Raw genomic sequence first — 12,606 nt, forward strand, 5'->3', positions numbered from 1 at the left:
AGGGATGTGGTCTCAAGTGCATGAAGCACGGATGAGAGTAAGGTTTTGCGAAACAGATGCGCTCGGTCATGTGAACAATACAAGTTACTTTATTTATCTGGAAGATGCACGAGTACAGTTTTTTGAAGCATTGGGCTACTCTATGTCTTCAGGGGACTGGCCGTTTATCCTCGCAAGAGCGACATGTGATTTTCGCGGCCAGGCTTATTTTAACGAGCATCTGATCATTAAAACCGCCGTTTTGAAAATCGGTTCAAAGAGCTTTACCGTTCTTCATGAAATAACGGAGCAGGAGACCGGAAGGCTGATCGCTGAAGGTGAAGCAGTCATTGTCACATTTAATTTTAAGACTCAGGCCACAGAAGCCATGCCGGAGCATCTTAAGGAGCAGCTGAAGAGATTTGCTGCAGAAATAATAATCTGAATCTTCAAACAAAAGAGGTGGTTCGATGTCGCAAATCATTCCAGTCCGCACAGGGGAAGAACTGAATACAAATGTTCTTGAGAACTGCTTAAGAACGGAAATTCATGATATTCCCCGAGGTTCTCTCCAAATTGAACAATTTGGCACCGGCGCTTCAAATTTAACGTACGCTTTGAAAATAGGCGATTGGGAAGGGGTGCTAAGGAGGCCGCCTCTTGGTCCAGTTGCACCAAAAGCTCATGATATGGAAAGAGAGTATACCATTTTGAAAGACTTGCATCCTCTTTTTCCGCTGGCACCCAAGCCCTATTTTTTCAGCAGCGACGAGTCGATTGCAGGCAGTCCGTTTTTCGTCATGGAAAGACGGCACGGTATCCTCGTGGATACAGAGCTTCCCGAAGGAATAAAGGCATCAAAAGAACTTGGAAGCTCCCTTTCCGAGCTGATGGTGGATACGCTTGTTAACCTTCATCAAGTCCCATATAAGGGAACAGCGCTAGAGAGGCTCAGCAAGCCTGATGGTTTTATGGAGCGCCAGGTGAACGGCTGGATTGGCCGCTATCACAGAGCAAAAACCGATGATATTCCCGAAGTGGAACTGCTGACAAAATGGCTTGAAGAAAAGCTGCCGTCATCACCGGAACCGACTGTGATTCATTATGATTTTAAATTGAATAATTCATTGTTTTCAAAGGACTTGAAAAAGATGACGGGTTTATTTGACTGGGAAATGACCACGATAGGCAATCCGCTTGCAGATCTTGGTGCTGCCATGAGCTACTGGATGGAGGAAGGGGATCCCGAACCGCTGAAAAAGGGAATGGGCAAGCCGTCGATCACAACAAATGGCACCTTCTATTCAAGAGATGAGTTTATTGAAAGCTATGCGAGAAAAAGCGGAAGAGATGTCACAAATATTCATTATTACACGACGTTTGCCACATTTAAGCTGGCTGTCATTTGCCAGCAGATTTACTACCGCTATAAAAAAGGACAGACAAATGACCAGCGCTTTGCCCGGTTTGGCCCGTTTACAGAAACGCTGATCCAGCATGCTCTGCGCCTGGCACAGAAGGACTGACTATGGGGAAAATACATGTCGTGACAAGAAAAGAAGAAATTGATGAAGTCAAAATGGATAACAAAATAGCGGTTGTTTTTGATGTACTGCTTGCAACATCCACCATTGCAACCGTTCTTCATCATGGGGCTGTTTCCGTTATCCCGGTGCTGGATGGGGATCAGGCAAGGAAGCGTGCAGCAGGGATATCAACGGATGAGTACATTCTTGTGGGCGAATACGAAGGCAGAACGATTGAGGGGTTTCTCGATCCGAACCCATCCGTTCTAAAAGACACAGCAGCCGGTAAAAAAGTCATTTTATCCACGACTAACGGAACTATTGCGGTTCATAAAAGCAGCCCGGCTAAAAAAGTCTATGCCTGCTCTCTATTAAACTCAAAAGCTGTTGCTGATGTTCTTACAGCTGCACATGAAGATGAGACAATCATCATCGTGTGTTCAGGTTCATCTGGCCAGTTCAGTCTGGAAGACTTCTATGGTGCAGGATATTTAATTCATCAGCTGACAGCTCAGGAAGGCTGGAACCTCAGTGATTCTGCCTTGACGGCAAAATTATTTTACGAAGGCAGCAGTCATGAGCAAGCTTTAGTTCTTGGCCAGTCGCGAGTTGGGAAGATGCTTGAAGAATATGGATTTAGAGAAGAAATCACCTTTATCAGCAATCAGGATTGTTTCCACACAGTGCCAGTATTGATAGGAGATGAACTGGTTGATTTCCATCGGATAAAGGTAAGTTCCAACTGAAAGGAAGGGTGCAAATGAGATTTCAGCATCAAGTGGCCGTTGTTACTGGGGCCGGAAGCGGCATTGGGTTTGAGACGGCCAAACGATTGATTGCAGAAGGAGCAAAAGTCATTCTTGTCGGCAGAAATGAGGAAAAGCTGACAGCAGCAGCTAATCAGCTGAACACTGCTGATACAGCGGCTTATCCATTCTCTGCAGATGTGACAAAGGAAGAGGATATCAGTGCTCTGCTGACTTATGTAAAAGAGAAGTTTGGAGACCTGCATATTCTTGTAAACAATGCAGGCGGATCCGTGCATTCAAGAATCATGGAAACAACTGCTGAACAATGGGATTTTGTTCAGGATGTCAATTTGAAAAGTGTCTTTCTTGCCTCAAAAGCACTGGGCGGATATATGGCAGAGAGAAGCACTGTCCAGAGGGAAAACAGAGCGATTGTTAATGTTGCTTCCCTTTCAGGGCATAAAGCAGGAGCGGAAATTCCTCATTACAGCTCAGCTAAAGCAGCTGTTATCAATTTTACAAAAGCTTTAGCCTATGAGTTTGCCCCAAATGGGATAAGAGTCAATTCCGTTTCACCGGGATTTATTGAAACCCCGCTTACTGAACCTGGTCTACAGAACGAGAGATTCCAAGAAGCGATTAAGCGGAATACCGCATTAAAGCGGGTTGGAAAACCTGAAGAAATTGCAAACATTATTGCATTTGCCGCTTCACACGAAGCGTCATATATGACCGGTTCCGATCTGCTTGCAGACGGCGGCTGGCTGATTACATAAACCAAGGAGGAGATTGTTAATGAGCGATTTACTGGTAGAAAAAAGCGGGAATGTCCTGTTTTTAACATTGAACCGTCCTGAAAGGCTGAATGCATTCAGCGCCGAAATGATTTTAGCATTAACAAGTGAGTTAAATCAGGCAAAAGCAGATGAAAGTATTCGAGCTGTCGTTCTAAGCGGCTCAGGCAGATCATTCAGTGCCGGCGGTGACGTGAAAACAATGGGTGAAGCTGACGGGCAGCAGGTATACGAACACATCGGACGCTTGAACGAATGCATAAAAGCATTCAAAGACCTCGATAAGCCAATCATTGCAGCCGTACACGGATTTGCTGCTGGAGCAGCGTTTAATCTTGCCCTTGCATGCGACCAAATACTTGCAGCAGAAGACAGCAAATTTGTAATGAGTTTTTCACAGGTTGGACTGATCTCTGATGGGGGCGGTCTCTATTTCCTTCCACGCATCATCGGTCCTTATAAAGCGAAGCAATTGTTCTTCAATGCTGAGCCAATTACCGCAGCACAGGCAGAGGAGTATGGAATTGTAAGTAAAGTGGTTCCATTAGAACAGCTGAAGGATGAAGCTGTTTCCTATGCCCATAAGCTTTCACAGGGACCTGTAAAAGCGTATGGCATGATGAAAAAAATCATCAATGCTTCTGCAGTCAGCACACTTGAAGAAATTTTGGAGCAGGAACGGATTGCCCAGACACTGATGATTTCAACACATGATCATCAAGAAGGCATACATGCATTTAAAGAAAAACGCAAGCCAGTCTTTCAGGGGAAGTGATGATGATGAGAGCGATTCAATTAGAAGAATACGGCGGTCCAGAGGTATTGAAAGTGGTTGAAATGGAAATTCCAAAGCCTGCAGCAAAGGAAGTTTTAATCAAAATAGAAGCAATCGGCGTGAACTATGCTGATACAGCGAGAAGAGAAGGTCAATATGTCATTGATACTCCTCTCCCGTTTGTTCCGGGCGCAGAGGTGGCAGGAACGGTTGAGGAAATCGGCAGTGATGTCACCCGCTTTAAAAAAGGCGATAAAGTCGTCACGCTTCTCGGTTCCAGCAGAGCAACAGGATATGCGGAATATACAGTAGCGGAAGAAAGGGGATTAATACCTGTTCCTGCCGGAGTCGATGTTAAACAAGCAGTCTCTCTTCCTCTTCAAGGGCTCAGCGCTTATCACATTTTAAAAACAATGGGGCGGATTGAACAGGGAGAAACTGTTCTGATTCATGCGGCTGCAGGCGGTGTAGGGACTATTGCTGTACAGCTTGCAAAGCTGTTTGGCGCATCTAGAGTCATTGCAACCGCCAGCACCCCTGAAAAAAGAAGACTCGCTATAGAAATGGGTGCAGACGAAGCGGTGGATTATACTCAAGAAGGCTGGGAGAAGGAAGTTCTTCAGCTGACTGGAGGCAAAGGTGTAGATGTAGCGCTTGAAATGGCTGGCGGAGATGTGTTCCGTAAGACATTATCCTGTATGGCGCCGTTTGGCCGTCTTGTTATCTATGGAGTGGCGAGCGGTGAACAATCACGCCTTTACCCCTCATCACTCATGGCACAAAATCTGTCTGTCATCGGATTTTTCCTTCCGCAGATCATGAGGAAGAAAGAGCTATATTTACAGAGCTTGTCAGACCTGCTTGGTTACCTTGAAAATGGTGAATTAAAGCTGACAATCGGCGGGGTCTATCCTTTGGAAAGTGCAAAGGAAGTCCATCAGATGCTGCAGGGAAGACAAACAAAAGGAAAACTCATTTTAGTACCTTAAATTATAGCGGAATCGGCTGTTAAGCTCCGGCAGAAATGTCCAGGTTTGACGAAGGATTTGTTCGCTTATGCTTGTCAACAATGAGCAATATTCAGTCATTTTGTCTAAATAAAATGTGGCCCGGCCGGGTATAAAGCGGGCCGCATTTTATTCCATTACATTCTGCAGATCCTTCTACTAAATCCGCCTATATGCTGAAAAATACACTTCTTATTCATACAGACTTCTTATTCACGGACACATTCGAACGGTTCTATTCAATTATTTATTCATTTTCAGATACAAAAAAAGTAAGGGGGCCCGCTATGGAACTATTACTTCAGCAATTATTTAACGGCATCACAATTGGAAGCGTTTACAGTTTAGTTGCGTTAGGTTTGACGCTCGTTTTTGGCATTCTTCATATCCCTAATTTCGCTCACGGATCCTTTTATACAATCGGAGCCTATGTAAGCCTGCTGTTTATGACACAGTACGGCATCAATTATTGGATTGCCATGATCCTGTCGATTTTCATTGTGGCTGTTTTAGGGGTTTTATGCGAACAGGTTGTGTTCAAATTCCTGGGGAATGTGAATCCGATGAGGGTGATGGTTGCCGCCATTGGGCTTATGCTCTTTTTCGAAGCATTGGCTCATTTAATTTGGGGCACTGATTATAAACAAATGCCAACTCCTTTTTCAGGGGTGGTGGAAATTTTCGGCTTGACCCTGACCCAGCAGCGGATCTTGATTGTTGTATCTTCCATCCTATTAATGCTTGCTCTTCATTTTTTCCTGACAAAAACCATGACAGGCGCCTCGATTGTGGCCATGTCGCAAAATAGGGAAGGTGCGTTTTTAGTAGGAATAAATGCAAACATGGTTGCCATGCTTACATTCGCCATTGCAGCAGGTCTTGCTTCTGCAGCTGCAACGCTTGCTTCTCCTATTAACCTTGTCTTTCCGACGATGGGGAGTCTCGTAATTATGAAAGCTTTTGTCATTATTATTATCGGAGGCATGGGGAGCATACCAGGGGCGATTGTCGGAGGCTTTCTCCTTGGTTTAACGGAAAGCCTTGGTGCTACCTATTTATCAAATGATTATAAAGATATGATAGCCTTTCTTCTCTTAGTGGCTATTTTAACCATTAAACCAACAGGATTATTTTCAAAGGGGGCGCGCACATGAAGATTCAAAGACTTGTGCTGCTTGGTATCCTGCTGATCACTGTCTTGTTCCCGCTGATGTCTCAAAATCACTATCACAAGCAAATTATCATTCTCGTCATGATTTGGTCGATAGCGGTTTACGGATTAAATATCATCTCTGGATTTACAGGGCAGCTTTCACTTGCACACGCCGGCTTTTTTGCCTGCGGGGCATATACCCTCGGGATATTGACGGCAACCTATCAACTGAATTTCTGGCTGGCTTTTCTTGCTGCCCTGACTGTTACAGTAGCTTTGAGTTTCTTGATTGGTTTGATCGCGCTGAGGACGAGACATCACTTTTTTGCTATATACACGATGTGTGTCGGTTTTATTATTTATTTGACCATTGATAAATGGGATGAGGTCACAGGGGGAGTCAGAGGTCTTATCGGCATTCCTGTTCCGTCACCGATCGGGCCGATCACGTTTGAAACCATCGAATCTCAATATTACTTCATTCTCCTTTTCCTTCTTGGAACGATCTTTGTTGTGAAAAGAATTAAAGATTCTCTTTTTGGAAGAACGCTGCAGGCGATTCGCGGAAGTGAAGATCTTTCAAAAACAATCGGCATCAATATTATGAAAAATCAGCTGCTGTCATTTGTCTTATCTGCTTTTTTTGCCGGGCTCGCCGGCGTGCTTTATGCAGGATTTATCCGATTTCTCGGCCCGGACATTTCAGCCATCACAGTGACGTTTGAAATGCTGATGTATTTGCTTGTCGGAGGGATTGGAACAATGACAGGGCCGATTTTGGGCACATTTTTAATCGTATCTGTCACACAATCTCTTCAATTTTTAGAAGAGTACAGAATGCTGATTTTCGGGCCGATTGTTGTGCTGATCATGCTTTTTTATCCGAAAGGGCTTGTCGGCAGTTATCATTCTGTGAAAACGTATCTTACCAGCCGCAGGACAGCACCGGTAAAAGAGAAAGTGAAGGAGGCAGGCTGATGCTGATCGAGATTAATCAATTGACGAAATCCTTTGGCGGTCTAACGGCTGTGAATCACGTTGACCTTGGGATTGAACAAGGCAAGATTACCGCCATTATCGGGCCGAATGGAGCAGGGAAGTCCACGTTTCTGAACTTGATCAGCGGCTTTCATTCTCCTACGTCCGGAAGCATTCACTTTGAAGGAAATGATGTGACTAAAGCAAAACCGGCAAAAATGGCTAAGCTCGGAATCGGCAGAACGTTTCAAACGACGAATTTGTTTTCAGATTCAACCGTTATTGACAATGTTCTGATCGGCTACCGCCTCCGGACGAAAGCCCATCTGTTTGACGGTATTTTTAACAGCATTCGGGAAAGAGCGGAACAAAAAGCGTGTTATGACAAAGCGATGGAGGCTCTATCTTTCTGCGGAATTGAGCATTTGGCAGGAGAAGTAGCATCCTCCATTACCCAGGAATCGCAAAAGAGGGTTGCCATTGCGCTTGCGCTTGCCACTGAACCGAAGATCGTGCTGCTGGATGAGCCTGCGGCTGGTGTGAACCCTGATGAGACGGATGGTTTGTCAGAGCTCATACTTAAGCTGAAAAACCACGGGTATACCGTCTGTTTCATCGAACATAAGATGAAGATGGTCATGAGTCTCGCTGATAAAGTCATGGTTTTGAATCACGGGAAAAAAATAGCTGAAGGTCTGCCGCGGGATATTCAGTCGGATGCGAATGTTATTGAAGCCTATTTAGGAGGACATGCTTATGCTGAAGCTGCAACATATTGATGTTTTTTATGGCCGCTATCAGGCCCTTAAAAATGTATCGATGGAAATTGGACAAGGCGAGCTGGTCACGATCCTAGGCGCAAATGGAGCAGGAAAAAGCACTTTATTCAATACGATCTCAGGACTGAATAAAGTTTCAGGAGGACAAATCTTATTTGATGAAGCAGAAATCCAGAACAAACCTCCTCATAAGCTGGTCAGATCCGGAATTGTGCAGTGTGCGGAGGGAAGAAAGCTGTTTCCTGAAATGTCCGTTTATGAAAATTTAAAAATGGGAAGCTACAGTCACCGCAAGGAAAGAGAGATGGTCAAACAGAGGCTGGATGAAATTTATGCTCTCTTCCCGATTTTGTATGATAAAAGAAAAGATGCAGCAGGCTCTTTAAGCGGAGGACAGCAGCAGATGCTTGCGATCGGACGGGCACTCATGTCTCACCCGAAAATTCTCCTTCTGGATGAACCGTCGCTTGGACTTGCACCGCTTATCGTTGACCAAATGTTCAAGGTCATAGAGGAAATCCATAAAAAAGGCACCACCATTTTGCTTGCGGAACAAAATGCTCATGCAGCTCTCTCCATCTCTTCAAGAGGATATGTCATGGAGAGCGGACAGCTTGTTATGGAAGGTTCAAGAGATGAACTGTTTGATAACGAGGAGATTAAGCGTGCTTACATAGGCGCATGATCATAGCTTTTAGTTTCATGAAGGCAAACAAATGAAAAAATAGGGGGAATCAATGTGATATCGCTGAAAAAAATGGGTCTTGTTCTTGGATTGTCTATTTCTTTATTCGGACTCACAGCCTGCAATTCAAATGAATCGTCAACTGCTGCGGGAGAATCAGGTTCAAAAGACGGAACAGTCAATATCGGTTTTAGCGGTCCTCTATCAGGCCCTGCGGCATTTTACGGGGAAAATACGTTAAGAGGTTTAACGATGGCTGCAGATGAAATTAATAAAGAGGGATTTGAAGTAGACGGGAAAAAATACAAAGTAAAAATTGTTTCCCTCGATGATAAATATCTCCCGAATGAAACAGGAACAAACGCACGTAGGCTTGTGCAGGAAAACAAGACTCCAATCGTTTTCGTTCCGCACAGCGGAGGGGTTTTCGCGACTCAAGTATTTAATCAGCAGGAAAATTTCATTATCGGAGCCTACACAAGTGAGCCTAAAATTCAGGAGCAGGGAAATAAACTGACCTTAAGCATCCCTTCATCTTATGATGCTTATCCGGAACCGTATGCTGAGTATCAAATGAAGCGGTTTGGGAAAAAGCTCGCTTTAATTCCAACGGCCACCCAATACGGCAAAGACTGGACGGCGACAATTAAACCGGTTTGGGAGAAAAAAGGCGGAGAGATTGTCTTTGACGGATCTGTCGATTTCAGCAAAGAAACAGACTTTTTTACAATCATGACAAATGCCTTAAAAGAAAAGCCGGACGTCCTTTTTGTCGGAGGTCCCTCTCAGCCGACTGCTCTTTTGATTAAGCAAGCGCGCGAGCTTGGGTTTAAAGGCGGAATCATGATAATGGATCAGGCAAAATTTGAAGAAATGGAAGTAGTGCTTGGAGGATACGAAATGCTTGAAGGGGGAATTGGAACACTTCCTATTAAACAAAGTGATGCACCTGGCGGCCCGGCATTTGTTGAAAAATATGCAGAAGTAAGTGATGGTGTACCTACAGCTGAGAGTGCTTTTAACTATCAGGCCCTGCATGTTGCTGTAAAAGCCATGCAGGCTGCAGGCACAGTGTCAGATCCGGCTAAAATCATGGAAAACATGGAGGAAGGCATTAAGAACCTTGAAGACGAGCAGATGGTCTGGCATTTAACGGGGATCGAAAACAATGGATTTGACTGGGAAACATCCATTTACGCTGTAGAAGACGGAAAGCTTGTCAATATCAAAAAATAACAAAATGGAGTTTCCCGGATGCGGCGCCGGGAAACTCTCTTTCATTATCATCATGATCATGGTTTCCAAAAATATTTCATTTAGAAAAAGGTATTTATCAGAAAAGTTAGAAATTAAACTGTAAGCGTTACCATAAAAGAGGAGAGGTGTGAAAGGATGATTCAAACACATTTTGAACATTGGCCGGTAAGAGTTCCCCATACGTTAACGGTTCCCGAGACAACACTTTATGACAATCTGGAAATATCAGCGAGGAGATATCCGGATAAAACCGCCATTTATTATTATGGTGCTGAAATTACATACAAGCAGCTTCTGCGCGAAGTCGATGCCCTCGCAGGGTTTCTGGAAAAGAAATTATCCGTCACGCGCGGTGAAAAAGTTCTTTTGTTCGTTCAAAATTCCCCTCAGTTTGTCATCGGCTATTATGCCATTCTTAGAGCAGGCGCGGTTGTTGTTCCGATTAATCCGATGAATACGGCAGAGGAGCTAAGATTTTATATTCATGACTGTCAGATGAAGACAGGCATTATCGGAAGTGAGCTATACGAACGGATCCAGCCTGTTGTTGATTCGACAACACTGAAAAACGTCATTATAGCTGCTTACTCTGATTATCTTTCACCGAAATCGTTTGAAGATGATATTCCGGAGGAAGTTAAAAGAGGTGCTGAAGAGGTTTTAAATCATCATCCTTGGAAAGATGCCGTGCAGGGGTTATTTTCCCCATCTGAAATGACCGCTCATGCAGATGATTTGGCTGTTTTGCCTTATACTTCCGGCACAACCGGATTGCCAAAGGGGTGCATGCATACACATCGGACTGTTCAGGCCAATACGTTTGGGGGGTACCACTGGCTGAATGCCACTTCTGATGCCATCTGCTTAGCAACCTTGCCGCTTTTTCATGTGACAGGGATGGTTCACAGCATGCATATCCCGATTCTTTCAGGAGCAACAGTCGTAATGATGACGAGATGGGACAGAGAATATGCAAGGAAAGTCATTCGCGATTTAAATGTGACACACTGGATCAACATCAGCACGATGCTGATTGACTTTTTAGCGAATCCTGCGCTTGTAAAAGAAGATATGTCCTCTTTAATGAACTTAGCAGGAGGCGGAGCAGCTCTTCCTGCTGCTGTAGGAGAAAAGCTGTATAAAATGACAGGTCTCAAGTTTATTGAAGGATATGGGCTGTCTGAAACGATTGCCCAAACTCATTTCAATCCGCCGGATCGTTCAAAGCTGCAGTGTCTGGGAATTCCTTCTTTCGATGTGGACGCAAGAGTGATCGATCCTGTTCATCTGACAGAGCTTGGAACAGGGCAGGAGGGAGAAATCGTTGTTACCGGTCCGCAGATTTTTCTGGGCTATTTTAATCGTGAAGAGGAAAATGAAAAATCTTTTATTGATATTGAGGGCAAGAAGTTTTTCAGAACAGGAGATATCGGCAAACGTGATGAGGAGGGCTATTACTTTATTGTGGATCGTGTCAAACGGATGATCAACGCATCAGGATTTAAAGTGTGGCCGACGGAAATTGAAGGTGTTCTGTATCAGCATCCGGCCGTGCAGCAGGCATGCGTCGTGGGGATTCCTGATGAAAGGCGCGGTGAAACCGTTAAAGCGTTCATTATTTTAAATAAAGATTTTGAAGGGAAAATTGATGCAGAAGAAATTGTGAACTGGTCAAAAGAACGAATGGCCGCTTATAAATATCCGCGGCACATTGAATTCAGAGAAAGCCTGCCAATGACATCAAGCGGCAAACTGCTGTGGAGAAAGCTTCAGGAAGAAGAAAAACAAAAGGTAGTGGGGTGAGAGGATGAAGCATACGGTTGAAACAGTAACTGGACCAATAGAAGCGGATCAGCTCGGGAAAACGTTAATACATGAACACTTTGTATTTGGCTATCCAGGCTTCCACGGCGATGACTCCCTGGGAGGATTTGATGAACAGGATGCCCTTGAGACAGGGATTACCATTGCGCTTCAGCTCATGAGTTTCGGGGTTGACACAGTAGTCGATCCAACACCGAACGAATGCGGCAGAAACCCTGAGCTATTAAAGGAAATATCTGAACGGACAGGAATTCAGATTGTGTGCGCAACAGGTTTTTATTACGAAGGAGAAGGAGCAACGCCGTATTTTAAATTCAGACAGGGACTCGGTACAGCTGAAGAAGAAATATATGAAATGTTTAAAAAAGAAATAACAGAAGGAATCAGGAATACCGGAATAAAGCCAGGCATCATCAAGCTTGCTTCAAGCAAAGGAGTCATTACTGAGTATGAACGAATGTTTTTTAAAGCTGCTGCACGGGTGCAGCGCGAGGAAGGCACGGTCATCCTGACTCATACACAGGAAGGAACAATGGGCCCAGAACAAGTCGAATTATTGATGGAGCTAGGCTGTGACCCTAAAAAAATTGTGATTGGCCATATGTGCGGCAATACGGATACAGATTATCACCTAAAGGTATTGGAAAAAGGGGCATTCATAGCATTTGACCGCTTTGGCATTCAGGGCATGGTTGGGGCTCCGAATGATGACGAACGAATAAAAACGCTTTTGAAGCTAGTATCGTATGGCTATACAGATCAAATCATGCTTTCGCATGACACGGTTAATCATTGGATGGGAAGGCCGTTAATTCTGCCTGAAGTGATTCAGGAAAAAATGAAAAACTGGCATCCTGCCCACCTATTTGAAAATATTATCCCGGAGCTTCGGAAACAGGGAATGCCTGAAGAGAACATCCAGACGATGCTTGAGATCAATCCTTCGAAACTGTTTTTTCATCAGGAAGCAAAAATCAATTCTTGATGACTTGTGGCAGCCTCAGCTGCCTTTTTTTATTTCATTTAAAAAAGGAGATGACTCAAAAAAAGAGAATTTGAATAAAAGAGGGATTTTTCATGTATTAACGAAAGGGGAATTT

The 12,606-nt window shown here is 44.2% G+C and carries 13 protein-coding genes; all 13 read left to right on the forward strand.

From position 1 onward, the window contains the following. The first annotated feature begins 4 nt into the window (after positions 1-4). The 13 genes from GJU41_RS05830 to GJU41_RS05890 all read left to right on the forward strand — a co-directional run bounded on the left by GJU41_RS05830 (position 5) and on the right by GJU41_RS05890 (position 12,491). Positions 5-424 (forward strand): acyl-CoA thioesterase, encoded by a 420-nt coding sequence (locus GJU41_RS05830; RefSeq protein WP_154318336.1) that lies wholly within the window; start codon positions 5-7, stop codon positions 422-424. A 25-nt stretch (positions 425-449) separates the two neighbouring features. Then, complete coding sequence (locus GJU41_RS05835; RefSeq protein ID WP_070879009.1) at positions 450-1,505, forward strand: phosphotransferase family protein; 1,056 nt, start codon at positions 450-452, stop codon at positions 1,503-1,505. A 2-nt stretch (positions 1,506-1,507) separates the two neighbouring features. Next, on the forward strand, positions 1,508-2,251 hold the full coding sequence (locus tag GJU41_RS05840) for a 2-phosphosulfolactate phosphatase (RefSeq protein ID WP_154318144.1): 744 nt from the start codon (positions 1,508-1,510) through the stop codon (positions 2,249-2,251). Positions 2,252-2,265: 14 nt separating this feature from the next. Continuing rightward, entirely contained in the window at positions 2,266-3,030 is a 765-nt protein-coding gene (locus tag GJU41_RS05845; RefSeq protein ID WP_070879011.1) for an SDR family NAD(P)-dependent oxidoreductase, read from the forward strand. A gap of 13 nt (positions 3,031-3,043) precedes the next feature. Further along, positions 3,044-3,823: an enoyl-CoA hydratase/isomerase family protein gene (locus tag GJU41_RS05850; RefSeq protein WP_139149169.1), complete on the forward strand. Its 780-nt coding sequence runs from the start codon at positions 3,044-3,046 to the stop codon at positions 3,821-3,823. Between the two features lie 5 nt (positions 3,824-3,828). After that, positions 3,829-4,812: a quinone oxidoreductase family protein gene (locus GJU41_RS05855; protein ID WP_154318337.1), complete on the forward strand. Its 984-nt coding sequence runs from the start codon at positions 3,829-3,831 to the stop codon at positions 4,810-4,812. Between the two features lie 305 nt (positions 4,813-5,117). Next, a complete protein-coding gene (locus GJU41_RS05860; RefSeq protein WP_154318145.1) occupies positions 5,118-5,984 on the forward strand; it encodes a branched-chain amino acid ABC transporter permease in 867 nt (288 codons plus the stop codon). Beyond that, complete coding sequence (locus tag GJU41_RS05865; protein ID WP_154318146.1) at positions 5,981-6,961, forward strand: branched-chain amino acid ABC transporter permease; 981 nt, start codon at positions 5,981-5,983, stop codon at positions 6,959-6,961. The genes GJU41_RS05860 and GJU41_RS05865 overlap by 4 nt, the downstream gene beginning before the upstream one ends. Further along, complete coding sequence (locus GJU41_RS05870; RefSeq protein WP_154318147.1) at positions 6,961-7,740, forward strand: ABC transporter ATP-binding protein; 780 nt, start codon at positions 6,961-6,963, stop codon at positions 7,738-7,740. Before GJU41_RS05865 ends, GJU41_RS05870 begins: the two co-directional genes overlap by 1 nt. Continuing rightward, positions 7,718-8,425, forward strand: a complete 708-nt coding sequence (locus GJU41_RS05875) for an ABC transporter ATP-binding protein (RefSeq protein WP_154318148.1) — start codon at positions 7,718-7,720, stop codon at positions 8,423-8,425. Before GJU41_RS05870 ends, GJU41_RS05875 begins: the two co-directional genes overlap by 23 nt. Before the next feature lie 72 nt (positions 8,426-8,497). Next, complete coding sequence (locus GJU41_RS05880; RefSeq protein ID WP_154318338.1) at positions 8,498-9,661, forward strand: ABC transporter substrate-binding protein; 1,164 nt, start codon at positions 8,498-8,500, stop codon at positions 9,659-9,661. A gap of 156 nt (positions 9,662-9,817) precedes the next feature. Then, positions 9,818-11,485, forward strand: a complete 1,668-nt coding sequence (locus GJU41_RS05885) for a long-chain fatty acid--CoA ligase (RefSeq protein ID WP_154318149.1) — start codon at positions 9,818-9,820, stop codon at positions 11,483-11,485. A gap of 4 nt (positions 11,486-11,489) precedes the next feature. After that, entirely contained in the window at positions 11,490-12,491 is a 1,002-nt protein-coding gene (locus GJU41_RS05890; protein ID WP_070879018.1) for a phosphotriesterase family protein, read from the forward strand. The last annotated feature ends 115 nt before the right edge of the window (positions 12,492-12,606 follow it).

The organism is Metabacillus idriensis, assembly GCF_009674765.1.
Classification (GTDB): Bacteria; Bacillota; Bacilli; order Bacillales; family Bacillaceae; genus Bacillus_P; species Bacillus_P idriensis.

Bases quoted from the DNA above. Each gene is read 5' to 3' on its own strand.
- GJU41_RS05830 (WP_154318336.1), top strand. From the start codon at position 5: ATGTGGTCTCAAGTGCATGAAGCACGGATGAGAGTAAGGTTTTGCGAA.
- GJU41_RS05835 (WP_070879009.1), top strand. From the start codon at position 450: ATGTCGCAAATCATTCCAGTCCGCACAGGGGAAGAACTGAATACAAAT.
- GJU41_RS05840 (WP_154318144.1), top strand. From the start codon at position 1,508: ATGGGGAAAATACATGTCGTGACAAGAAAAGAAGAAATTGATGAAGTC.
- GJU41_RS05845 (WP_070879011.1), top strand. From the start codon at position 2,266: ATGAGATTTCAGCATCAAGTGGCCGTTGTTACTGGGGCCGGAAGCGGC.
- GJU41_RS05855 (WP_154318337.1), top strand. From the start codon at position 3,829: ATGAGAGCGATTCAATTAGAAGAATACGGCGGTCCAGAGGTATTGAAA.
- GJU41_RS05860 (WP_154318145.1), top strand. From the start codon at position 5,118: ATGGAACTATTACTTCAGCAATTATTTAACGGCATCACAATTGGAAGC.
- GJU41_RS05865 (WP_154318146.1), top strand. From the start codon at position 5,981: ATGAAGATTCAAAGACTTGTGCTGCTTGGTATCCTGCTGATCACTGTC.
- GJU41_RS05870 (WP_154318147.1), top strand. From the start codon at position 6,961: ATGCTGATCGAGATTAATCAATTGACGAAATCCTTTGGCGGTCTAACG.
- GJU41_RS05875 (WP_154318148.1), top strand. From the start codon at position 7,718: ATGCTGAAGCTGCAACATATTGATGTTTTTTATGGCCGCTATCAGGCC.
- GJU41_RS05880 (WP_154318338.1), top strand. From the start codon at position 8,498: ATGGGTCTTGTTCTTGGATTGTCTATTTCTTTATTCGGACTCACAGCC.
- GJU41_RS05885 (WP_154318149.1), top strand. From the start codon at position 9,818: ATGATTCAAACACATTTTGAACATTGGCCGGTAAGAGTTCCCCATACG.
- GJU41_RS05890 (WP_070879018.1), top strand. From the start codon at position 11,490: ATGAAGCATACGGTTGAAACAGTAACTGGACCAATAGAAGCGGATCAG.